The organism is Streptomyces sp. NPDC086766, from assembly GCF_044746005.1.
Classification (GTDB): domain Bacteria; phylum Actinomycetota; class Actinomycetes; order Streptomycetales; family Streptomycetaceae; genus Streptomyces.
Genome location: NZ_JBIVBI010000010.1, coordinates 206,712 through 229,544, shown reverse-complemented (window position 1 = coordinate 229,544; position 22,833 = coordinate 206,712). Strand labels below are relative to the sequence as shown.

Genomic DNA, 22,833 nt, shown 5'->3' with positions numbered 1-22,833 from the left:
TCACTTCTCCTGCTGCTTCAGGTCCGGGCGGCCGGGCTGCTCGCCGCCGCGCTCCTTGATGTACGTCTCGGTCGGCACCATCACCTTGCGGCGGAACACGCAGACCAGGGTGCCGTCCTGCTTGTAGCCCCTGGTCTCGACGTGGACGATGCCGCGGTCGTTCTTCGACTTCGACGGCCACTTGTCGAGCACGGTCGTCTCGCCGTAGATCGTGTCGCCGTGGAAGGTGGGCGCCACGTGCTTGAGCGACTCGATCTCCAGGTTGGCGATCGCCTTGCCGGAGACGTCCGGCACGGACATGCCGAGCAGGAGCGAGTAGATGTAGTTGCCCACCACGACGTTCTTGCCGAAGTCCGTCGTCTTCTCGGCGTAGTTGACGTCCATGTGGAGCGGGTGGTGGTTCATGGTGAGAAGACAGAACAGGTGGTCGTCGTACTCCGTGACCGTCTTGCCCGGCCAGTGCTTGTACGTCGCCCCGACCTCGAACTCCTCGTAGGTGCGTCCGAACTGCATCGCGCTCAGGCCTCCGGGATCTCGAACTTCGACGTGCGCTGCATGCCGGCGGCCCGGCCCTTGCCGGAGACGACCAGGGCCATCTTGCGGCTGGCCTCGTCGATCATCTCGTCGCCGAGCATCGCGGAGCCCTTCTTGCCGCCCGCCTCGGACGTGTAGTAGTCGTACGCGTCCAGGATCAGCTCGGCGTGGTCGTAGTCCTCCTGGGACGGCGAGAAGATCTCGTTGGACGCCTCGACCTGGCCCGGGTGCAGCACCCACTTGCCGTCGAAGCCGAGGGCCGCGGCACGCTGGGCCACCTCGCGGTAGCCGTCGACGTTGCGGATCTGGAGGTAGGGGCCGTCGATCGCCTGGAGGTTGTTGGCGCGGGCGGCCATCAGGATCTTCATCAGGATGTAGTGGTAGGCGTCCGCCGGGTAGCCGGGCGGCTGCTCGCCCACGACCAGCGACTTCATGTTGATGGAGGCCATGAAGTCGGCCGGGCCGAAGATGATCGTCTCCACGCGCGGGGAGGCCTGCGCGATCTCGTTGACGTTGTTGAGGCCCTGGGCGTTCTCGATCTGCGCCTCGATGCCGATCCGGCCGACCTCGAAGCCCATGGTCTTCTCGATCTGCGTCAGCAGCAGGTCCAGGGCGACGACCTGCTGGGCGTCCTGCACCTTCGGCAGCATGATGCAGTCGAGGTTCTGCCCCGCGCCCTCGACGACCGTCACGACGTCGCGGTACGTCCACTCGGTCGTCCAGTCGTTGACGCGCACCACCCTGGTCTTGCCCGTCCAGTCGCCCTCGTTGAGGAACTTGACGATGGTGTGCCGGGCCTCGGGCTTGGCGAGCGGCGCGCACGCGTCCTCCAGGTCCAGGAAGACCTGGTCGGCGGGGAGGCCCTGTGCCTTCTCCAGGAAGCGGGGGTTGCTTCCCGGCACGGCGAGGCAGGAGCGCCGCGGGCGAAGGCGGTTGATGGGGGTGGTCATGCGGGGACCTCCAGGGGGTCGAGCTTGTTCGCTTTCCGGATCTCGTCGACGATGCGGCCGATGATCCCGGTGATGTCGAAGTCCTTCGGGGTGAAGACGGCGGCCACGCCGGCGGACCTGAGCTGCTCGGCGTCACCATTCGGGATGATGCCACCGGCGATCACCGGTATATCTGTGGCACCGGCCACACGCAGCCGCTCCAGCACGTCCGGCACCAGCTGGGCGTGCGAGCCGGAGAGGATGGACAGGCCCACCGCGTGCACGTCCTCGGCGAGGGCCGCGTCCACGATCTGCTCCGGGGTGAGCCGGATGCCCTGGTAGACGACCTCGAACCCGGCGTCGCGGGCTCGCACGGCGATCTGCTCGGCGCCGTTGGAGTGCCCGTCCAGGCCCGGCTTGCCGACCAGGAAGCGCAGCTTGCCGACCCCGAGGTCGCGCGCCGTCAGGTCCACCTTCCGGCGCACCCGGGCCAGGCCGGTGCCCTCCTCGGCGGCGACGGCCACCGGGGCGGACGACACGCCGGTCGGCGCCCGGAACTCGCCGAACACCTCGCGCAGGGCCCCGGCCCACTCGCCGGTCGTGACGCCGGCGCGGGCGCACTCCAGGGTGGCCTCCATGAGGTTGCCGGTGCCCTTGGCCGCCTCCTTCAGCCGCTCCAGCGCCTTGCAGGGGCGCGGGTGGTTGAAGGGCGGCTGGTAGCGGGTGTCGCGCCAGTGCTGGAGGGACTCGATGACCCGGGCCTCGACCGCCGGGTCCACCGTCTGGATCGCGGTGTCCAGGTCGGCGGTGAGCGGGTTGGGCTCGGTGCCCTCGAAGGCGTTCACGCCGACGATCTTCTCCTGGCCCGACTCGATCCGGGCACGGCGCTCGGCGTGCGAGGCGACCAGCTGCGACTTCAGGTAGCCGGACTCGACGGCGGCCATCGCGCCGCCCATCTCCTGGATGCGCTCGATCTCGGCGAGGGACTGGGCGACCAGCTCGTCCACCTTCGCCTCGATCACCTTCGAGCCCTCGAAGATGTCCTCGTACTCCAGCAGGTCGCTCTCGTAGGCGAGCACCTGCTGGATGCGCAGCGACCACTGCTGGTCCCAGGGGCGGGGCAGGCCCAGGGCCTCGTTCCAGGCGGGCAGCTGCACGGCCCGCGCGCGGGCGTCCTTGGAGAGGGTCACCGCGAGCATCTCCAGCACGATCCGCTGGACGTTGTTCTCCGGCTGCGCCTCGGTCAGCCCGAGGGAGTTGACCTGGACGCCGTAGCGGAAGCGGCGGTGCTTGGGGTTCTCGATGCCGTACCGCTCGTGCGTGATCCTGTCCCAGATGCGGCCGAACGCCCGCATCTTGCACATCTCCTCGACGAAGCGGACGCCCGCGTTGACGAAGAAGGAGATGCGGCCGACCACGTCGCCCATGCGCTCCTGCGGCACCTGGCCGCTGTCGCGCACGGCGTCGAGCACGGCGATCGCGGTGGACATCGCGTACGCGATCTCCTGCACCGGCGTGGCCCCGGCCTCCTGCAGGTGGTAGCTGCAGATGTTGATCGGGTTCCACTTCGGCATGTGGGAGACCGTGTACGCGATCATGTCCGTCGTCAGGCGCAGGCTCGGTCCCGGCGGGAACACGTGCGTGCCGCGGGAGAGGTACTCCTTGACGATGTCGTTCTGGGTCGTGCCCTGGAGCTTGGTGATGTCCGCGCCCTGCTCCTCGGCGACGACCTGGTAGAGCGCCAGCAGCCACATGGCGGTGGCGTTGATCGTCATCGAGGTGTTCATCTGCTCCAGGGGGATGTCCTGGAACAGCCGGCGCATGTCACCGAGGTGCGCGACCGGCACGCCGACCCGGCCGACCTCGCCGCGGGCGAGGACGTGGTCGGAGTCGTAGCCGGTCTGTGTCGGCAGGTCGAACGCCACCGACAGACCCGTCTGCCCCTTCGCGAGGTTGCGCCGGTACAGCTCGTTGGACGCCTCGGCCGTGGAGTGACCGGCGTACGTGCGCATGAGCCACGGCCGGTCCTTCTGACGCTCAGTCATCTGTGACCTCCGGTGGCTCAGACGTTCCGGAAGCGGTTGATGGCGTCGATGTGCTGGGCGCGCATCTCCTGGTCGCGCACGCCCAGGCCCTCCTCGGGGGCCAGGCACAGCACGCCGACCTTGCCCTGGTGGACGTTGCGGTGCACGTCGTGGGCGGCCTGGCCGGTGTCCTCCAGCGAGTACACCTTGGACAGCGTCGGGTGGATCTTGCCCTTGGCGATGAGGCGGTTGGCCTCCCAGGCCTCGCGGTAGTTGGCGAAGTGGGAGCCGATGATGCGCTTCAGGGACATCCACAGGTAGCGGTTGTCGTACTCGTGCATGTAGCCCGAGGTGGAGGCGCAGGTGGTGATGGTGCCGCCCTTGCGGGTGACGTAGACGCTCGCGCCGAAGGTCTCGCGGCCCGGGTGCTCGAAGACGATGTCGATGTCCTCGCCGCCGGTGAGCTCGCGGATGCGCTTGCCGAAGCGCTTCCACTCCTTCGGGTCCTGGGTGTTCTCGTCCTTCCAGAACTTGTAGCCCTCGGCGTTGCGGTCGATGATCGCCTCGGCGCCCATGGACCGGCAGATGTCCGCCTTCTGGTCGCTGGAGACGACACAGATCGGGTTGGCGCCGCCGGCCAGCGCGAACTGGGTGGCGTAGGAGCCGAGGCCGCCGCTGGCGCCCCAGATGAGCACGTTGTCGCCCTGCTTCATGCCGGCGCCGTTGCGGGAGACCAGCTGCCGGTACGCGGTCGAGTTGACCAGGCCCGGGGCGGCGGCCTCCTCCCAGCTGAGGTGGTCCGGCTTCGGCATCAGCTGGTTCGACTTGACCAGGGCGATCTCGGCGAGGCCGCCGAAGTTGGTCTCGAAGCCCCAGATGCGCTGCTCGGGGTCGAGCATCGTGTCGTTGTGGCCGTCGCTCGACTCCAGCTCGACGGACAGGCAGTGCGCGACGACCTCGTCACCGGGCCGCCAGGCGTTGACGCCGGGGCCGGTGCGCAGGACGACGCCCGCGAGGTCGGAGCCGATGATGTGGTACGGCAGGTCGTGGCGCTTGGCCAGCTCGTTGGTGCGCCCGTAGCGCTCCAGGAACCCGAAGGTGGACAGCGGCTCGAAGATCGAGGTCCACACCGAGTTGTAGTTGACCGAGGAGGCCATGACGGCCACCAGGGCCTCGCCCGGGCCCAGTTCGGGCAGCGGCACCTCGTCCAGGTGCAGCGACTTGCGCGGGTCCTTGTCGCGGGTCTGCATGCCCGCGAACATCTCCGTCTCGTCCTTGTGGACGGTGATCGCGCGGTACGACTCGGGGAGCGGCAGAGCGGCGAAGTCGGCGGACGTGGAGTCCGACGACTGGATCGCGTCCAGGATGTCCTTCACGGTCACGGTGTTGCCTCCGGCGAAGAGCGCCCTGAGGGAGGGGCGCTGAGGGTTACGTCGGTGCTGCTGAGGTTGGGTGAGGGTGTGCCGTCGGTTCGGCGGATGGTGCTTCGGCAGCGCTTTGTGGCGCGGGAGGTGCCTGTGACGCAGGCGTCCGGGCGGGCAGGCCGTTGGCTTGCTGGGACAGCCGACGTGCGTACGGTCTCTGCACGCCGGCCGCCCGGACTCCTTCAACGTATGACACCGCGTGTCACCTCGCAAGGCACTGAGTGCCAGAACTTTCGCTCAGGCGAAATCTTTACGTAACAAATGAGCGATGATCGATCGAATCGGCTCGCGAAGCTCCCAGAAAAGGGCCCCTGACATGCCAAAACGGCCACCCCGAAGGGTGGCCGTCATCACAGCGCCCGCCGTACGGCGGAGGGGTCTCAGCGCTCCTTCAGCGCCTCCTCGATGGTCCGCATCACCTCGGCCAGCGGCGCGTCGGTGCGGGCCAGTGCCACCAGCACCTCGCCCTGCTGGGAGACCGCGGCGGGGGGCGCCTCGGCCGGCGCGGGGGCCGTGGTGCGGCCGGCGCCGATCCCGGTGCCGAACGTCTTGCGGACGATGGCGAAGGCGTGGTCGAGCTGCGCCTCGACGTCCCCCTGGCCGCCCGCCCGCAGCCAGCGGCGCAGCACGTGGTTGTGCGCGGTGACCACGGCGGAGGCGGCCACCTCGGCGAGCAGCGGGTCGTCGTTGGCGTCGTCGGCGTGCGCCCGCTCGTCGAAGTGGCCGAGCAGGTACCGCGTGAAGAGGCGCTCGTAGCGGGCCACGGAGGCGATCTCCGCCTCGCGCAGCGTGGGCACCTCGCGGGTCAGCTTGTAGCGGGCGACCGAGATCTCCGGCCGGGCCGCGTACATCCGCATGACCTCCTTGATGCCGCGGCACACGGTGTCGAGCGGGTGCTCGTGCGCCGGGGCGGCGTTGAGGACGGCCTCGGCGCGGATCAGGGTGTCGTCGTGGTCCGGGAAGATCGCCTCTTCCTTGGAGCGGAAGTGGCGGAAGAAGGTGCGGCGGGCGACTCCGGCCGCCGCCGCGATCTCGTCGACGGTGGTCGCCTCGTAGCCCTTCGTCGCGAAGAGTTCCATCGCGGCGGCCGCCAGTTCCCGGCGCATCTTGAGCCGTTGGGCGGCGGCGCGAGAGCCTGCGGCACTTTCCGGCGCGTCGGGCGTAGCTGGTGTACGGGAGGACCTGGCGGGCTGGGACATGACCCGAACGTACTGCATCCGCGCAGCGTGGTGCGCATGTCCCCGGCTTCCGCCGTCCTCGGCGGGCGGGGGAGCGGCTGCCGGGTCCAGCAGCCCGCCCCACTCCCGCCCGTCCCGCCCGCCGCCCCGGTCAGCGCCGGGCATATTCGCGGAAGCCGCGGCCCGTCTTGCGGCCGAGGCAGCCCGCGGCCACCAGGTGCTCCAGGAGCGGCGCCGGGGCCAGGCCCGGGTCGCGGAACTCGCGGTGGAGGACCTTCTCGATGGCCAGCGAGACGTCCAGGCCGACGACGTCCAGCAGCTCGAAGGGGCCCATCGGGTAGCCGCCGCCGAGCTTCATCGCGGCGTCGATGTCGTCGAGGGAGGCGTAGTGCTCCTCCACCATCTTGATCGCGTTGTTGAGGTACGGGAACAGCAGCGCGTTCACGATGAACCCGGCCCGGTCGCCGCAGTCGACGGCGTGCTTCCTGATCCGCCCGCAGACCTCGCGGACCGTGGCGTGGACTTCGTCCGCCGTCAGGACCGTGCGCACCACCTCGACCAGCTTCATCGCCGGCGCAGGGTTGAAGAAGTGCATGCCGATCACGTCCTGCGGGCGCGAGGTGGCGCGGGCGCAGGCGACCACGGGCAGCGAGGAGGTGGTGGTGGCCAGGACCGCGCCCGGCTTGCAGACCTTGTCCAGCGTGGCGAACAGCTGCTGCTTGACCTGCAGGTCCTCGGCCACGGCCTCCACGGCCAGGTCGACGTCGGCGAAGTCGTCGTAGCTGCCGGTGGCGGTGATCCGGTCCAGGGTCTGCGCGGCGGCCTCCGCCGTCATGCGGCCCTTGTCGACCGAGCGGGCCAGGGACTTGCCGATCCGGGCCTTGGCGGCCTGCGCCTTCTCCGCGCTGCGGGCGGCCAGGACCACCTCGTACCCGCCCTTGGCGAAGACCTCGGCGATGCCGGAGGCCATGGTGCCGGAGCCGGCGACGCCCACCGAGCGGACCGCACGGCCCGGGGCGAGGCTGTCGCCGTCGAGCGGGGTGAGGGCGTCCCGCACGACGCTGCCGCCGCCCGGCGCCTCGTAGGTGTAGAAGCCGCGGCCCGACTTGCGGCCGGTCAGGCCCGCCTCGCTGAGCTGCTTGAGGATCGGCGCCGGGGCGTGCAGACGGTCGCGCGACTCGGCGTACATGGCCTCCAGGACCGTGCGCGCGGTGTCGATGCCGATCAGGTCCAGCAGCGCCAGCGGGCCCATCGGCAGGCCGCAGCCCAGCCGCATCGCGGCGTCGATGTCCTCGCGCGAGGCGTACTTCGCCTCGTACATCGCGGCCGCCTGGTTGAGGTAGCCGAACAGCAGGCCGTCGGCGACGAAGCCGGGCCGGTCGCCGACCGCGACGGGCTCCTTGCCCAGTTCCAGGGCGAGGTCGGTGACCGCCTGGACGGCCTGCGGGGCGGTCAGCACCGAGGAGACGACCTCCACCAGCTTCATCGCCGGCGCCGGGTTGAAGAAGTGCAGGCCCAGCACCCGCTCCGGACGCGCCGAGTCGGCGGCCAGCCGGGTCACCGACAGCGCGTTGGTGCCGGTGGCCAGGATCGTCTCGGGCCGCACGATGCCGTCCAGTTCCCGGAAGATCTGGTGCTTGATCTCGTACGACTCCGGCACCACCTCGATGACCAGGTCGGCGGCGGCCGCCGACCCGAGGTCGGTGGAGGTGCGGACCCGGGCGAGGACGTCCGCGCGCTCCGCCTCGGTCAGGCGGCCGCGCTCGACGGCGCGGGCGGTGGAGGACTCCAGGGCGGCGACGGCGGCGGTTGCCGCGGCCTCGCTGATGTCGATGCCGACGACCTCGCGGCCGGCGCGGGCGAGGACTTCGGTGATGCCGGTGCCCATGGTGCCGAGGCCGACGACGGCGACGGTCTTCAGCGGGGACAGGGAGGTGTCGGAGAGGGGAGAGGCCATCGCGGGACTCCAGAAATGAGGGTGACGACTGGGAGCGCGACCCGGTGCGCCGTCGGGCGCACCGGGTGCGGAAAGGAGTGCGGGTGTTGCCGGGCTGCGAGCGCACACGCCCGGTGCCGTCGCCGCGGACGCGCACACGTCCGGGGATCCGGCGGATCCGACCGGCTCTGTCCCGGAGCCGGGTCGTACTGCGGTACCTGAGGCACCGAACCGACAACACTCGCAGTGGCTGCGTCACCAGGCCACTGCGAGAAAGTGCGAGGGGGTAACTCGCTCGTCTGAGCTTAACCCGCGGGTAACGAGCGCGCCAGCCCCCGGGTTTGTGATGTAGGTCCCGCACACCGCCCGCCGGCCCTAGGGTGAGTGTCGTGGACGAGGAGTTGCGATCACTCACGGAGCGCTTACGGCAGGAGTCCGGCGACTCGGCGGCCTACGGGCATCTGGTGGCGACCGGCGACCCGGACGAACTGGCCGAGGTCCTCACCGCCCCCGGGCAGCCGCTGTGGGCCAGGGAACTGGCCGCGTTCCGGCTGGGGCTGACGGGGGACCGGCGCGCCTTCGAGTCCCTCGTGCTGTTCCTCAACCACCGCGACCCGCAGCGCTGCGCCGGTGCCGCCTACGCCCTGGCGCGCCTCGGCGACCCCCGCACCGCCCGCGCCGCGGCCGCCCTCGCCACCAACGAGCTGCGCGTGGCGTACGCGCTGCACCCGGTGCGCCTGCTGACCGAGCTGCGCGCCCCCGAGGCCGTGCCCGCGCTGATCACCACCCTGGAGCGCCGGCTGCGCCCGCACGACCCGTACCGGCGGGTGGCCCTGGCCTGCGTGGAGGGCCTCGGCTCGCTGGGCGACGCCCGCGCCCGGCCCGTCCTGACCGAGGCCCTCGCCCACCCGGCCCTCGCCGAAGCCGCGACCCGCGCCCTGTCCCGCATCCCGCGTCAGCGCTGACCGGGCCCTGTCCCGCATCCCGCGCCGGCGCTGACCGCGCCTCGCGACCGGTCGGCGCGGACTCCGGGCCGGCGCCGGCCGGCTCAGCCGACGGTCGTCAGCGAACGCGCGTACCGCACCTCGGGCACGGCGACACCGTCCACCTCGAAGGGCTCCTCGGCGCCGTCGGGACGGAAGCCGGCCCGCTCGTAGAACCGGCGGGCCCGGGCGTTGTCCTTGAGCACCCACAGGAGCATCCTCGGGTGTCCGGCGGCCGCGCAGCGCCGCGTCGACTCCCGCAACAGAGCCCGCCCGACACCCGCCGACCAGTGGCCCGGGGCCACGTAGACGGCGTACAACTCGGCGTCCTCCGTGTGGACTTCGCCTTCGCGGTAGGGGCCGTGGCAGGCCCAGCCGACGATCTCGCCGTGTTTCCCCCAGTGCCTGGACGGCCTGGGAGGTGCCCCCACGGCGACCAGGTTCACCGCGCGGCCCGCGTCCCGGGTGAGGAGGGTGCGGCGCACTTCGGCGTCCCGCTCCACGCTGAGGGCGTCGAGGTGCGACTGCGGAACGAGACCCCGATAGGCGGTCTGCCAGCCGCGCACCCGGATCTCCGCCACCGGGCCGCAGTCGGCGAGCGTCATCTCCCGCACGCGCGGAGGCCGGGGTTGCGGCTGGGGCTGGGGCGGAGGCGGGGGCGTCATGGGCCCACCGCCAGGGGGCTCCCGGCCCGAAGGGCGGTGTGACGGAACCGCCAGGCATGGGCGAGCCCTTCGGGGGCGGGGTTTCCGGTCGGACGACTCATGGGTCCATGGTGGACCATGGGTCCGATCATCCCCGCCCCCGAAGGGCTCTCAGGCGTACGTCAGTTGCGGAAGCCGAGCAGCCCGTGCAGCGTCGCACCGCGCGGGGCGTCCGACGCCGGCGCGACCGCCTCCGACGTGGAGGCCGCCTTCGTCTTCGCGGCCGCCGGCTTGGGGTCGGGCAGCTTCTGGCAGACCGCGTCGGCGTCGCCGTGGTGGCCGCGCGGCACCGTGCCGTTGCTCAGGTACGCGGACAGGTACTTGTCCAGGCAGGAGTTCCCGCTCAGCGTGATGCCGTGGTTGCCGCCGCCCTGTTCGACCACCAGGCTCGAGCGCGCCAGCAGGTGGTGCACCGTGACACCGCCCTCGTACGGGGTGGCCGCGTCGTCGGTCGCCTGGAACAGCAGCACCGGCGGCAGCTTGCCGTTGGCGATGTTCACCGGGCGCAGCGTCCTGGTCGGCCAGAACGCGCACGGTGCGTTGTACCAGGCGTTGTTCCAGGCCATGAACGGCGCCTTCGCGTACACCGACCAGTTGTCCTTGCGCCACTGGTGCCAGTCGCGGGGCCAGGCGGCGTCGCGGCACTGCACGGCGGTGTAGACGCTGTAGCCGTTGTCGCCCGAGGCGTCGACGGCGGCCATGCTGCCGTAGGCCTTCACCAGCGGGCCGGTCTTCTTGCCGTTGACGTACGCCGCGAACGCCTGGGCGAGGGTGGGCCAGTAGCCGTTGTAGTAGCCGCCCGGGATGAAGGTGTCCTCCAGTTCCGAGGCGCCGACCTTCCCGCCCGCGGGCTTCTTCGCGAGCGCCGCGCGCATCGCGTACCACTTGGCCTCGACCACGGCGGGGTCGGTGCCCAGCTTGTAGGTCGCGTCGTACTTGGCGACCCAGGCCATGAAGGCGCGGTGGCGGGCGTCGAAGGCGTAGTCCTGCCGGATGTTGTCGTCGTACCAGACGCCGGTCGGGTCGACGATGGAGTCCAGCACCAGCCGGCGCACCCGCTGCGGGAACAGCTTGGCGTACACCGAGCCGAGGTAGGTGCCGTAGGAGTAACCGAAGTAGTTGATCTTCTTGGCGCCGAGGGACCTGCGGATCGAGTCCATGTCCGTGGCGGCGCTGACCGTGTCGATGTACGGCAGCACGCTCGCGTACTTCTTGCCGCAGGCCGCGGCGAAGGACCTGGCGCGGGTGAGGTTGGCCCTCTCGACGGCCGGCGTGCTCGGCACCGAGTCCGGGCGGACCGGCTTGAAGTAGCCCGGCTTGCAGTCGAGGGCCGGCTTGCTCGCGCCCACTCCGCGCGGATCGAAGCCGATCACGTCGTACTGGGCCGCGACCGCCTTGGGCAGCGAGGAGGCGACGAACCCGGCCAGCGACAGACCGCTGCCGCCGGGCCCGCCGGGGTTCACCAGCAGCGGCCCCTGGTACGTCTTGGCGGTGTGCGGGACGCGGGACAGCGCCAGTGTGATCTTCTGTCCGGACGGATGCCGGTAGTCCAGCGGCACCCGCAGGGTCCCGCACTGGAGCGTCGGGTGTTCGGTGGTGCCGCACTTCTTCCAGCTCACCTTGGCGGGCTGAGCGGTGACCGCGGAGTGCGTGGTGCTCGCGTCGGCGGGGACGGCGGTGAACGATCCGGCCACGACGACGGCGGCGCCGCACAGTACGGCAGCGCGTTTTCTCATGCGTGCTCCCAGAACGGAAAGGCTGCGGACCGCAGGTCTGGCGGCCCTCGCCGCATCGTCCCGGATGACACCGCCGGAAGAGCGTGTTCCGGCAATTCTTGACCCGATTGGATCGTGCTAAGCCCTCGAATGACCTCAAATGAGCGTGAGTTGAGTCGGTTCGGTCGTGGAGGGCGGCGTCGACCCGGGTGTCCGGCCGGTCCCCGGCTCGGGCGCCGGCCCGGACGGGCGGACGCGGCGCGGCATCCCCGCGCGCGTGGGTCCGATGCCGTACTCCTGGGCCAGCTCGTGGACCTGACGGGTGATCCGGCGCTGGTACCACTTGGGGGCGTAGGCACCGTCGGCGTAGAGCCGTTCGTAGCGGCGCACCAGATGGGGGTGGTGCTCTCCGAGCCAGGCCGTGAACCACTCGCGGGCGCCGGGCCGCAGATGCAGCGCCAGCGGCGTGACGGAGGTGGCCCCCGCCTCCGCGATCGCCCTTACCGTGGCGCGCAGTTGGGCCGGGTGGTCGCTCAGGAAGGGAATCACCGGCGCCATCAGCACACCGCAGCCGATGCCGTGCTCGCCGAGGACGCGCACGACGTCCAGCCGGCGATGGGGCGCGGGCGTGCCCGGCTCCACGGTGCGCCACAGTTCGGGGTCGGTGAAGCCCACGGAGACCGAGACGCCGACCTCGGTCACCTCGGCGGCCTGCCTCAGCAGGTCGAGATCGCGCAGGATCAGCGTGCCCTTGGTGAGGATCGAGAAGGGGTTGGCGTGGTCGCGCAGGGCGGTCAGGATGCCCGGCATCAGGCGGTAGCGGCCCTCGGCGCGCTGGTAGCAGTCCACGTTGGTGCCCATCGCGATGTGCTCGCCCCGCCAGCGGCGCGAGGCCAGCTGGCGGCGCAGCAGCTCCGGTGCGTTCACCTTGACCACGATCTGGGTGTCGAAGCCGATGCCGGTGTCCAGGTCCAGATAGCTGTGCGTCTTGCGGGCGAAGCAGTACACGCAGGCGTGCGAGCAGCCGCGGTAGGGGTTGACCGTCCACTCGAAGGGCATGCGCGAGGCGCCCGGGACCCGGTTGATGATCGAGCGGGCCCGGATCTCGTGGAAGGTGATGCCGCGGAACTCGGGCGTGTCGACGGTGCGGGTGACCACGGCGTCCGCGCCGAACAGCGCGGCGTCGGCCCGGCTGCGGTCCGGGTCCACGGTGAGGTTCTCCCAGCGCATGACGCCTCCTCGATAGCACTGCCGCACATAATAGAACATTCGTTCGCATGATCGTGCGAGGGTCGTATCCGATCGCCGAACGCACCTGGATCGATCACTTGCCGACCCCGATTTGGGTGGCCGGGGAGCGGGGTGGTTGGCTTTGTCCCGACCTTGAGAACGGATGCCCTGGAGGAACCTGATGGCGCAGGTCGAGGCCACTACGGAGCGGGTCGTCGCGGCGGACGCGGAGAAGGTGTTCGACGCCCTCGCCGACTACAGCGGCACCCGCGAGAGGCTGCTGCCCGAGCACTTCAGCGAGTACGAGGTGCGCGAGGGCGGCGACGGCGAGGGCACCCTCGTCCACTGGAAGCTCCAGGCCACCAGCAAGCGGATCCGCGACTGCCTGCTGGAGGTGACCGAGCCCACCGACGGCGAGCTCGTGGAGAAGGACCGCAACTCCTCGATGGTCACCACCTGGCGGGTCACCCCGGCCGGTGAGGGCAGCTCGCGGGTCGTCGTCACGACCACCTGGAACGGCGCCGGCGGCATCGGCGGCTTCTTCGAGCGCACCTTCGCGCCCAAGGGCCTCGCCCGGATCTACGACGCCGTGCTCGCCAACCTCGCCGCCGAGACCGAGAAGTAGCCGGGAGGGCGGGGAGCGGGCCGGCGGATCCCCCGGTCCGCGCTCCCCGTCGCCCTGCGGGCCCAACGGGTTTGCCGCCAGGGCCCGTTGGCGCCTCACCGGTTCGAGTGGATCTCCCCGGCGCCCGGCTCGGTGGCGTAACTCGTCGCGCTTGCTCACAGTTGTCGCTTTACGCGGAAATGTGCGGCAGGCGCGACGAGGGAGCGGCGACGTGGGCGGGATCACTCTGGTGCAGGACGAACCGGCCGTCGCGCCGCCGGAGGTCCCCCTCGCGCCACCGGCCCCGGCCGCCCACCTCGACCCCCGCCGGGTGCGGCTGGTCTTCGTCGGGCTGATGCTCGCCCTGCTCCTCGCGGCGCTGGAGCAGATGATCGTCGCCACCGCGCTCCCGAAGATCGTCGGTGAGCTGCACGGACTGGACCGGATGTCCTGGGCGATCACCGCCTACCTGCTCACCGCCACCATCGGTCTGCCGGTCTACGGCAAGCTCGGCGATCTCCTCGGCCGCAAGGGCGTCTTCCAGTTCGCCATCGTCGTCTTCGTCGTCGGCTCGGGGCTCGCCGGCCGGGCGCGGACCATGGACCAGCTGATCGCCTTCCGCGCCGTCCAGGGCGTCGGCGCGGGAGGGCTGATGATCGGCGTGCAGGCCATCATCGCGGACATCGTGCCGCCCCGGCGGCGCGGGCGGTTCATGGGGCTCATCGGTGCCGCCTTCGGCCTCGCCTCCATCGCGGGGCCGCTGCTCGGCGGCTACTTCACCGACCACCTCTCGTGGCGCTGGTGCTTCTACATCAACGTCCCCTTCGGCCTGGTGACCCTCGCGGTGGTCACCGCGGTGCTCAAGCTGCCGAGGCCGGTGGCGCGGGGCCGCCTCGACGTGCCGGGCACCCTGCTGCTCGCCGGGGCCTCGACCTGCCTGGTGCTGCTGACCAGTTGGGGCGGCACCGAATACGCCTGGGACTCGCGCGTCGTTCTCGGCCTCGCCGCGGGCGCCGCCCTGTGCGCCGCCCTCTTCCTCGCCGCCGAGCGGTTCGCCGCCGAACCCCTCATCCCGCCGCGGCTGTTCCGGGACTCCGTCTTCAACGTCACCGCCCTGGTCGGACTCGTGGTCGGGGTCGCGCTGTTCGGCGCCGCCAGCTATCTGCCCACCTTCCTCCAGATGGTCGACGGCGCCTCGGCCACCGAGTCGGGCCTGCTGATGCTGCCCATGATGGGCGGCATCGTGGTGGCGTCCGTCGCCTCGGGGCAGCTCATCAGCCGTACCGGCCGCTACCGGGCCCAACCCCTCCTCGGCTGCGCCCTGTCCGCCGTCGGCATGTGGCTGCTCTCCCACCTCCGGACCGACACCCCGCGGCTGCACTACAGCGTGTGGATGGCCGTCCTCGGGGCCGGGATCGGCCTGGTGATGCCGGTCCTGGTCCTGGCCGTGCAGAACTCCGTGCGCCCCGCGGACCTGGGCACCGCCACCAGCGCCAACAACTACTTCCGGCAGATCGGCGGCAGCGTCGGCGCCGCGGTCTTCGGCACCCTCTTCGCCGGGCGGCTCACCGACGCCCTGGCCGCACGCGTCCCCGCGCGCGCCGGAGCCGTGCTCCCCGACCCCGAGTCGATCACCCCGCAGCGGGTGCGCGCCCTGCCGCCGGCCCTGCGCGACGCCTACGTCCAGGCGTACGCCGACGCCATGCCGCGGATCTTCCTCTACCTGGTGCCGGTGCTCGTCCTCGGTCTGCTGATCGCCTTCTTCCTCAAGGAGAAACCCCTGGTGTCCCACCACACCCCCGCTCCCGAGACGGAGACCACCCAGGACGGCGCCGTCGTCCCGCAGGCCCGTTCGGCGTACGCCGCCGGTGTCCCCGCGGGCGTCCCCGTGTGCGGCACGGTGCGGCACACCGACGGCACGGCCGTCCCCCGCGCGGCGCTCACCCTCATCGACGTGACCGGGCAGCAGATCGGGCGGGGCGCGAGCGGCGAGGACGGACGCTACGCGCTGTCCACCCCGGGCACCGGCGCCTACGTCCTGATCGCGGCGGCCGGCGGGCACCAGCCGCAGGCGGTGAGCGTGACCGTCGGCGAGCGGTCCGTCGACCTCGACGTGGTGCTCGGCGGCGCCGGACGCCTCGCGGGCTTTGTGCGCACCGCGGACGGCACCCCCGTGCGGGACGCCACCGTGACGCTGACCAACGTGCACGGGGAGGTTGTCGCCGGCACCCGCAGCGGGCGCGACGGCGGCTACGTCCTCACCGAACTCGTCGCCGGGGAGTACACCCTCGCCGCCAGCGCGCACGCCTTCCGCCCCGCCGCGCTCCCCGTCGGCGTGCAGGCCGCGCGGGAGACCCGGCAGGACGTCGAACTCGCGGGCGGCGCCGTGCTCCGCGGGACGGTTCGCGCCCCCGGCGGCCGGCCCGTCGAGGACGCGCGCGTCACCCTGCTGGACGCCGCGGGCAACGTGGTCGACACGCTCACCACCGGCCCCGACGGAACGTTCCGGTTCGTCGACCTGGCCTCCGGCGAGTACACCGTGATCGCGGCGGGCTATCCGCCGGTGGCCACCGTGCTCCAGGTGGCGGGCGGCGGACGGACGGAACGGGATCTCCAGCTCGGCCACGAGGACTGACCCGGCCCGCCGGGGGGGCGCACGCCGGTGCGCCGGTGTGACCGGCCGGTACGAATTCCGCTGTTGCCGCACATCGTGACGGACCGCCGCCGTACCGTGGTCGGCGGGGGAACAGATCTTGCGGAGCCGTGCGGAGAGAGGGCCGGGCCATGGACCGTGGCACCGACAGGGACGCACCTCCCAGCCGCGGAGCGGGGAGCGGCGCGGCGGTGGGGGCAGTGGCGGGGGACGCCGCGGCGGGCCGCGTCCCGCTGGCCGTGGTCGTGGTCGACCGCGACGGGCTGGTCTCCCACTGGAGCAGGGGTGCGCGGCGGTTGTTCGGCACCGCCAAGGAGGAGGCGATCGGCCGCCCTGCGGCCGACCTGCTGCCCGTCTCCGGCGCGCTGCCGGAGGAGACCGACGAGGTCACCCACCGGTCGTACACCGCCTGCGACGGGCTCGGGCCGGGCCTGGAGTCCTCCCTCGACGGACGGTTGTCCTACCCGGCCGCGGGCCGCGCCCGCCTCACTGTGCCCGTGCCCGAGCCAGATCACGCGCACGGGCACGAGCGGGACGACGCCGGAGCACGCCCGTCCGGGGAGCCGGGCCGGGCCGACGTGCTGTGGTGGGCGTACCCGCTGGTGGGGCCGGGACCGGAGCGGCTGCTGGTGCTCGCCGCGGACGCGGGCGGGCTGCGCCCCGACGACCCCGGGGAGGCCGGCGCAAGAGAGGTGCCCGAGCGGATCGCGCCCGCCTTCGCCCTGCACACCGACTTCCCCGGCGCCGAGGACCTCGCCCGGCGGCTGCCCGAGATCCTGCCCAGCATGAGCGTCGGGGAGAGCGCCCGGATCGTCGCCCAGGTGCTCGAACTCGGCTACCCGGTACTGGAGTTCAGCCAGAACGACCGAGTGCCCGTCACGCCCGACTGGGGCGTGCCCCGGCGCGCCGGGCGCAGGGCGCGCCGCGAACGGGCCGCGCGGGCCGCGGCCCAGGGACTGCCCGCGCCCGAGGAGGACGCCGGCGACCCGGGCGAGGACCTGGAGCACGCGGCCGTCCGCGAGCGCCTGGAGTTCCTCAACGAGGTGAGCGGCCGGATCGGCACCTCGCTGGACCTGGCCCGGACCGTCGTCGAGGTCAGCAAGGCCGTCGTGCCCCGCTTCACCGATGTCGCCGGGACCTATCTGCGCGAACAGGTCGTCGCCGGAGAGGGGTTTCCCGACGGGGTGCCGGACACCACCACCCTGTGGCACCGGGTGGCCGTGGAGCACACCGACGAACCCGGCCGCTGGGACGACGTCGTGCCCGTCGGCGAGGCCATGCCGTTCCCGGCGCACACCCCGTTCTTCCAGTGCATGACCACCGGTGAGCCCGTGCTGGTGCCGCGCATCAGCGAGCCGATGGGGCACGCCATCGCCTCGCAGTTCGAGAAGCGCGACATCCGGCCCCTGATCACCCACCGCTCCATGCTCGTGGTCCCGCTCAAGGCCCGCAATGTCGTCCTCGGCTTCATGGTCCTGCTGCGCCACCCCGAGCGCGCCGAGTTCAACGACATGGACCGGGTCACCGGCGCCGAACTCGCCGCCCGCGCGGGCCTCGTGCTCGACAACGCCCGCATGTACACCCACCAGGAGAGCGTCGCCGAGACCCTCCAGGACAGCATGCTGCCGCGCATCCCGGCGCGCCGGGCGGGCTGCGACATCGCCACCCGCTACCTCCCCGGCACGTTGCTCGGCCGGGTCGGCGGGGACTGGTTCGACTCGGTGAAGCTGCCCGGCGCGCGCACCGCCCTCGTCGTCGGCGACGTCATGGGCCACGGCCTGAACTCCGCCGCGATGATGGGCCAGTTGCGCACCGCCGTGCAGACCATGGCCGCGCTCGACCTGCCGCCCGCCCAACTGCTGCGCCACCTCGACGACCTCGCCCAGCGGCTCGGCGACACCTACCTCGCGACCTGTCTGTACGCCGTGTACGACCCCATCGCGAGCGAGCTGCTCCTGGCCAACGCGGGCCACGTCCCGCCGGTCCTGGTCCGTGCCGGGGACGGCCGGAGCGAGCTGCTCGACCTGCCCACCGGCGCACCCGTCGGCGTCGGCGGAGTGCCCTTCGAGACCGTACGCGTGCGGGTGCGGCCCGGCGACCGCCTGGTGATGTGCACCGACGGGCTGGTCGAGATGCGCGGCGAGGACATCGGTGTCGGCCTCGCCACGCTGTGCGCGTCCGCCGCGCACCCGGCGGCGGCCATGGACGAGGCCTGCGACACGATCATCCGCGCCCTGAACACGCGCGACGGCCGCAAGGACGACGTGGCGCTGCTGATGGCCCGCCTCAACGGCATCGCGCCGGACGACGTCGCCGAGTGGCGGCTCGCCCGCGAGCCCGGCCAGGCCGCCCGCGCCCGTGCCGTGGTCCGGGAGCAGCTCCACGTGTGGGGTCTGGCCCGGCTCGCCGATCCGGCCGAGCTGCTGGTCAGCGAGCTGGTCACCAACGCCGTACGGCACTCCCGCGGCGGTGCGGTCGCGCTGCGGCTCGTCCGCGGCGACACGCTGCTGTGCGAGGTGGACGACGACGACCACGAGCTGCCCACGCTGACGAGCGCCGGTCCCGGCGACGAGTCCGGGCGCGGGCTGCGCGTGGTCAGCGCCCTCGCCCGGGAGTGGGGCACCAGCCGGACCGGCACCGGCAAGACGGTCTGGTTCGAGCTGACGCTGCCGCGTCGCTGAGACCGGGGGCGTCCGTCGCCCGTGCTCGGGCGCCGCCCGGTCCGGCCCGCACCCGGGCGCCGACGCGGCCGGGTGTGCTGTCCCGGGACGTCGGCGACACGCGTGGTGAAGGAACGCGCCCGGCGCTTGTGAGGGCGACCGGCGCGCGGTAGACCGGCCGTACGCGCCCGTCACGAGGACGGATCGCCTGTGGATTCCGGGGAGTTGGGCATGAGCGTGACGAGTCGGTACCGCCTGGCCTGGGAGGGTTTCTGGCGCGAGGCGCCCGAGGAGACGGGCGCGGTGTTCTGGGACGCCGAGCCCGCGCTGACCGCCGCTCTCCATCTGCCGCTGTTCCACCCGCATCTCACCGATCCCGGGCTGCCGCTGGTCGATCTCGGCTGCGGCAACGGCACCCAGACCCGCTTCCTCGCCGACCGCTTCCCGCGCGTCCTCGGCGTCGACCTGTCGGCCTCGGCCGTCGACCGCGCCCGGCGCTCCGACCCGGCCGGGCAGGCCGCGTACCGCGTGCTCGACGCCACCGACAAGCGCGAGGCGGAGACGCTGCACGCGGAGCTGGGCGACGCGAACGTCTACATGCGGGGCGTGCTGCACCAGTGCGAGCCGGACGACCGGCAGCCGCTCGTGGACGCGCTCGCCGCCCTGGCCGGGCAGCGCGGGCGGGTCTTCCTGGTCGAGCCCTCCGAGGCCGCCCGCGCTCTCCTGGCCGGTCTGGCGCGCAGTCCCGCCGGCCCGCCGCCCAAGCTGGCGCCCGTCCTCCGGCACGGCATCGTGCCCGGAGACGTCGCGGACGACGCCGTGCCGGAATACCTGCGCGCGGCCGGCCTGGCCGTCCTGGCGCACGGTGAACTTCCGCTGACGACCGTCGAGTCCCGGCCCGACGGGAGCAGGATCGAGCTGCCCTCACGGTGGTGCGTGGCCGGGCGTACCTGCTGAAAGACCAGGACGTGGCGATGACGGTCCCCGCGAGGGGAGCAGAAACCCACGGGAGAACAACGGGGTTCTGAAAAGCGACTCTTGACGAAATGCATTCCTCCCTTTTCCCCGTGGCCGGGTTTGGGGGCGCCGAATGGACACCGACGGCGGCGAGCGGCACGCGGCGGGCGTTCGGGTGATCGCGCCGCCCCCGCCCTTGCCGTCACTGCGCCGACCTGCGGAAAACGGCGGTTCGCCGAGGGCCGGACAAGCGTGCCTGGAAGGCCGCGAACGCCCTCTGTAAGAAAAAAGTAAGGCCGCATTCCAGTCGATTGACCGGAACACGTCACCCTGCTTTGCTTCGGACGTCTGACAAGGCATCACTCAGCAAGCGTCTTTCGGTCAAGGATCGCGCTCTCCCAGCGAATTGCGACACCTCGTGGATTCCCGGCCGCCCGGAACCCGCGTGGTCGAGTGGTGCCACTGGGGCCTGCTGTCCTGTCCGGCGGTGCAAGGACGTCGTCCCCGGCGCCCGGAGCCGGTGCGCCTGGTGAGCTGCCGCGTCGGCGTCCCCGCAGCTCACCTCCGCCGCCCCACGGCGGAGGCCTGTCGCAGAAAGGTCCCACCCCCCATGGGTAATCCCCACGCCCGCGGCGCGCTCCGAGCGACCCTGACCGGTCTCGCGTCGCTGTCCCTGCTCACCGGTGCGGCACTCGCCTCCATACCCCAGGCGGCAGCCGCCACCCAGGCCGCAGGCCCGTCCGTGAGATCCAACCCCTACAGCCCGGCCTACCAGCACCCCTACCGTCACGGCGCCCTGCCGACCATCCAGCGCCACGCCCAGATGAAGGCCTGGGCGGCCCAGCACCCGGCGACGACCGCGACCACGGCGGCGACCGGACCGCAGACGCTGTCCTACGGCGGCGGCGTCGACGGCATCGGCGTACAGAGCGGCCACTCCAAGGTCTACCTGGTCTTCTACGGCTCCCAGTGGGGCACGCAGGGCACCAACTCCAGCGGCGACGCCACCTTCTCCGGCGACCCGGACGGCGCGGCCCCGGTGGCCCAGGAGATGTTCAAGGACATCGGCACCGGAAGCGAGCGGTGGTCCGCCGACCTCACCCAGTGGTGCGACGGCCCGAACGTGGCGAGCGGCGCGACCAGTTGCCCGTCCAACGCCAACTTCATCCCGTACCAGAGCGGCGGCGTCCTCTCCGGCGTCTGGTACGACAACTCGACCACCTCGCCGAGCGCGGCGACCGGGCACCAGCTCGGCGCGGAGGCGGTGAAGGCGGCCGGCCACTTCGGCAACACCACCGCCGCGTCCAACCGCGACGCGTACTACGTCGTCCTCTCCCCGCACGGCACCAACCCGGACAACTACCAGGGCAGCTACTGCGCCTGGCACGACTGGAACGGCGACACCACGCTGACCGGCGGCGCCGTGACCTCCTCCTACGGCGACATCGCGTTCAGCAACCAGCCGTACAACATGGACTCCGGCTCGGGCTGCGGCGTGGGCTTCGTCAACTCGCCCGGCACGCTGGACGGGTGGACGATGACCCTCGGCCACGAGTGGCAGGAGATGATGTCGGACCAGAACCCGGCGGGCGGCTGGACCAACCACACGGGCAGCTCCTACGACGGCCAGGAGAACTCCGACGAATGCGCCTGGATCGCCCCGGGCAGCACGGGCGGCGCGGCCAACGTCACCATGGGGACCGGCACCTTCGCGGAGCAGGCGAGCTGGTCCAACGACACCAACGACTGCGCCATCACGCACGCGATCGTCGGCGGCAGCACCGGCAACACGGTCACCGTGAACAACCCCGGCAACCAGAGCAGCACGGTGGGCACCGCCGTGTCCCTGCAGATGACGGGTTCGGACTCCGACTCCACGCAGTCCCTCACCTACACCGCGACCGGGCTGCCGGCCGGGCTCAGCATCTCCTCCACGGGCAAGATCACCGGCACCGCGACCACGGCCGGCACCTCCTCCGTGACGGTGACCGCCAAGGACGGCACGGGAGCCTCCGGCAGCACCTCGTTCAGCTGGACCGTCAGCAGCACCAGCGGCTGCGCCAGCCCGGGTCAGAAGCTCGGCAACCCCGGCTTCGAGACGGGCACCGCTTCGCCCTGGACGGCCAGCACCGGCGTGGTCGACAACTCCACCGGTGAGCCCGCCCACTCCGGCAGCTGGAAGGCCTGGATGGACGGCTACGGCAGCTCCCACACCGACACCCTGTCCCAGTCGGTGACCATCCCGGCCGGGTGCAGCGCCACCTTCTCCTTCTACCTGCACATCGACACCGCCGAGACCACCACGAGCAGCGCCTACGACAAGCTGACCGTCCAGGTCGGCTCCACCACCCTGGCCACCTACTCCAACCTGAACGCGGCGAGCGGCTACGCGCTCAAGTCGTTCAATCTGTCCAGCTACGCCGGTCAGACGGTGACCCTGAAGTTCACCGGCACCGAGGACTCCAGCCTCCAGACCAGCTTCGTGGTCGATGACACCGCCCTCAACGCCTCCTGACCCCACCGGGTCACCCGGCACAGCACGACGTGTTCCGCCCCGGCAGGGAACCACTGCCGGGGCGGAACCGTCTCATCGGCACAAACCGTCCGGAAAGGGGAGGGGCCCGTCCATGACGCTCCCGCGCACCCGCTTGGCGCCCCGCTTCGCCGCATGTCTGGCGTTCGCCGCCCTCACGGCCCTCCTGGGCGGCTGCTCGTCCGGGTCCCCGGGCCCGCCGCCCCCGCCGCCGTCGGGCTCGTCCGCGGCGTCTGCGTCCTCCGTGTCCTCCACCTCACCCGCGCCGTCCGCGTCACCCTCGGCGTCCGCCGCGCCGTCCTCCGGTCGGGTCGTCCTCGACGAGCGGGCACGGGGAACCACCGTCCGTGTGATCACCGGCACACTCGTCGAGGTGCGCCTGCACGGCGGCTACTGGTCGGCCCCGGCCGGCTCGGACCCCCGGGTGCTCGCCCCCTCCGGCGGCGGAGCCGCCCCCACCCGGACCTGCCCGCCCGGGCGGAGCTGCGGCGCCTCCTCCGCGCGGTTCACCGCCGCCGGGCCCGGTACCGTGCGGGTCACCGCCCGGCGCACCTCGTGCGGTGAGGCGATGCGCTGCCCGCCGGGCCAGGACCGCTTCGAGGTCACCGTGGTGGTCACCCCCTAGTGTGGACGGAGAGCCCGGTGCGCCGTCGGTCCAACCGCCGCTCCGGGCACCCGAGTTCGCCTGGCGTGCCGGGTCCGCGGGCGTCACCCCGAGTGTCCGGCCGTCTGGTTCTGTGTGTCAGGACGACGGCGTATTGTCGCATTG

16 protein-coding genes are annotated in these 22,833 nt (G+C 72.0%); 7 read left to right on the top strand and 9 right to left on the bottom strand.

What is annotated here, in order from left to right; genetic code table 11:
* From ACIPM1_RS20335 to ACIPM1_RS20310, 6 genes are all read right to left on the bottom strand, one after another.
* Window positions 1-513, bottom strand: coding sequence for a MaoC family dehydratase (locus ACIPM1_RS20335; RefSeq protein ID WP_402436568.1), 513 nt, complete (start codon window positions 511-513; stop codon window positions 1-3).
* Between the two features lie 5 nt (window positions 514-518).
* Window positions 519-1,484, bottom strand: coding sequence for an HpcH/HpaI aldolase/citrate lyase family protein (locus tag ACIPM1_RS20330; RefSeq protein ID WP_402436565.1), 966 nt, complete (start codon window positions 1,482-1,484; stop codon window positions 519-521).
* Window positions 1,481-3,508 (bottom strand): protein meaA, encoded by a 2,028-nt coding sequence (locus ACIPM1_RS20325; RefSeq protein ID WP_356183804.1) that lies wholly within the window; start codon window positions 3,506-3,508, stop codon window positions 1,481-1,483. Before ACIPM1_RS20325 ends, ACIPM1_RS20330 begins: the two co-directional genes overlap by 4 nt.
* Before the next feature lie 17 nt (window positions 3,509-3,525).
* Entirely contained in the window at window positions 3,526-4,863 is a 1,338-nt protein-coding gene (gene ccrA, locus ACIPM1_RS20320) for a crotonyl-CoA carboxylase/reductase (RefSeq protein WP_402436688.1), read from the bottom strand.
* A 428-nt stretch (window positions 4,864-5,291) separates the two neighbouring features.
* Window positions 5,292-6,110, bottom strand: coding sequence for a TetR family transcriptional regulator (locus ACIPM1_RS20315; RefSeq protein WP_402436560.1), 819 nt, complete (start codon window positions 6,108-6,110; stop codon window positions 5,292-5,294).
* 130 nt (window positions 6,111-6,240) lie between these two features.
* Complete coding sequence (locus ACIPM1_RS20310; RefSeq protein WP_402436557.1) at window positions 6,241-8,046, bottom strand: 3-hydroxyacyl-CoA dehydrogenase family protein; 1,806 nt, start codon at window positions 8,044-8,046, stop codon at window positions 6,241-6,243.
* Window positions 8,047-8,414: 368 nt separating this feature from the next.
* Here ACIPM1_RS20310 and ACIPM1_RS20305 point away from each other — a divergent pair, with 368 nt between their 5' ends.
* Window positions 8,415-8,990 (top strand): adenylosuccinate lyase, encoded by a 576-nt coding sequence (locus ACIPM1_RS20305; RefSeq protein WP_402436554.1) that lies wholly within the window; start codon window positions 8,415-8,417, stop codon window positions 8,988-8,990.
* Between the two features lie 83 nt (window positions 8,991-9,073).
* Here ACIPM1_RS20305 and ACIPM1_RS20300 read toward each other — a convergent pair whose 3' ends face one another.
* The 3 genes from ACIPM1_RS20300 to ACIPM1_RS20290 all read right to left on the bottom strand — a co-directional run bounded on the left by ACIPM1_RS20300 (window position 9,074) and on the right by ACIPM1_RS20290 (window position 12,657).
* Complete coding sequence (locus ACIPM1_RS20300) at window positions 9,074-9,613, bottom strand: GNAT family N-acetyltransferase (RefSeq protein ID WP_402436685.1); 540 nt, start codon at window positions 9,611-9,613, stop codon at window positions 9,074-9,076.
* Window positions 9,614-9,834: 221 nt separating this feature from the next.
* Entirely contained in the window at window positions 9,835-11,448 is a 1,614-nt protein-coding gene (locus ACIPM1_RS20295) for an alpha/beta hydrolase (RefSeq protein ID WP_402436551.1), read from the bottom strand.
* Window positions 11,449-11,583: 135 nt separating this feature from the next.
* Entirely contained in the window at window positions 11,584-12,657 is a 1,074-nt protein-coding gene (locus tag ACIPM1_RS20290) for an Rv2578c family radical SAM protein (RefSeq protein WP_402436548.1), read from the bottom strand.
* 181 nt (window positions 12,658-12,838) lie between these two features.
* Here ACIPM1_RS20290 and ACIPM1_RS20285 point away from each other — a divergent pair, with 181 nt between their 5' ends.
* The 6 genes from ACIPM1_RS20285 to ACIPM1_RS20260 all read left to right on the top strand — a co-directional run bounded on the left by ACIPM1_RS20285 (window position 12,839) and on the right by ACIPM1_RS20260 (window position 22,689).
* The gene (locus ACIPM1_RS20285) at window positions 12,839-13,282 is read left to right on the top strand and encodes an SRPBCC family protein (RefSeq protein ID WP_356184093.1); all 444 of its coding nucleotides are present in this window, start codon (window positions 12,839-12,841) and stop codon (window positions 13,280-13,282) included.
* A gap of 211 nt (window positions 13,283-13,493) precedes the next feature.
* Window positions 13,494-15,896 carry an MFS transporter gene (locus tag ACIPM1_RS20280; RefSeq protein ID WP_402436544.1) on the top strand — a complete coding sequence of 801 codons (2,403 nt, stop codon included), beginning with the start codon at window positions 13,494-13,496 and terminating at the stop codon, window positions 15,894-15,896.
* Between the two features lie 149 nt (window positions 15,897-16,045).
* On the top strand, window positions 16,046-18,595 hold the full coding sequence (locus ACIPM1_RS20275; RefSeq protein WP_402436541.1) for a SpoIIE family protein phosphatase: 2,550 nt from the start codon (window positions 16,046-16,048) through the stop codon (window positions 18,593-18,595).
* Window positions 18,596-18,805: 210 nt separating this feature from the next.
* Entirely contained in the window at window positions 18,806-19,531 is a 726-nt protein-coding gene (locus ACIPM1_RS20270) for a class I SAM-dependent methyltransferase (RefSeq protein ID WP_402436538.1), read from the top strand.
* Between the two features lie 610 nt (window positions 19,532-20,141).
* Entirely contained in the window at window positions 20,142-22,046 is a 1,905-nt protein-coding gene (locus tag ACIPM1_RS20265) for a putative Ig domain-containing protein (protein ID WP_402436535.1), read from the top strand.
* Between the two features lie 367 nt (window positions 22,047-22,413).
* Window positions 22,414-22,689 (top strand): hypothetical protein, encoded by a 276-nt coding sequence (locus tag ACIPM1_RS20260; RefSeq protein ID WP_402436532.1) that lies wholly within the window; start codon window positions 22,414-22,416, stop codon window positions 22,687-22,689.
* Window positions 22,690-22,833 lie beyond the last annotated feature (144 nt).

Bases quoted from the DNA above. Each gene is read 5' to 3' on its own strand.
- ACIPM1_RS20330 (WP_402436565.1), bottom strand. From the start codon at position 1,484: ATGACCACCCCCATCAACCGCCTTCGCCCGCGGCGCTCCTGCCTCGCC.
- ACIPM1_RS20285 (WP_356184093.1), top strand. From the start codon at position 12,839: ATGGCGCAGGTCGAGGCCACTACGGAGCGGGTCGTCGCGGCGGACGCG.
- ACIPM1_RS20325 (WP_356183804.1), bottom strand. From the start codon at position 3,508: ATGACTGAGCGTCAGAAGGACCGGCCGTGGCTCATGCGCACGTACGCC.
- ACIPM1_RS20335 (WP_402436568.1), bottom strand. From the start codon at position 513: ATGCAGTTCGGACGCACCTACGAGGAGTTCGAGGTCGGGGCGACGTAC.
- ACIPM1_RS20290 (WP_402436548.1), bottom strand. From the start codon at position 12,657: ATGCGCTGGGAGAACCTCACCGTGGACCCGGACCGCAGCCGGGCCGAC.
- ACIPM1_RS20295 (WP_402436551.1), bottom strand. From the start codon at position 11,448: ATGAGAAAACGCGCTGCCGTACTGTGCGGCGCCGCCGTCGTCGTGGCC.
- ACIPM1_RS20310 (WP_402436557.1), bottom strand. From the start codon at position 8,046: ATGGCCTCTCCCCTCTCCGACACCTCCCTGTCCCCGCTGAAGACCGTC.
- ACIPM1_RS20300 (WP_402436685.1), bottom strand. From the start codon at position 9,613: ATGACGCTCGCCGACTGCGGCCCGGTGGCGGAGATCCGGGTGCGCGGC.
- ACIPM1_RS20315 (WP_402436560.1), bottom strand. From the start codon at position 6,110: ATGTCCCAGCCCGCCAGGTCCTCCCGTACACCAGCTACGCCCGACGCG.
- ACIPM1_RS20265 (WP_402436535.1), top strand. From the start codon at position 20,142: ATGGGTAATCCCCACGCCCGCGGCGCGCTCCGAGCGACCCTGACCGGT.
- ACIPM1_RS20275 (WP_402436541.1), top strand. From the start codon at position 16,046: ATGGACCGTGGCACCGACAGGGACGCACCTCCCAGCCGCGGAGCGGGG.
- ACIPM1_RS20270 (WP_402436538.1), top strand. From the start codon at position 18,806: ATGAGCGTGACGAGTCGGTACCGCCTGGCCTGGGAGGGTTTCTGGCGC.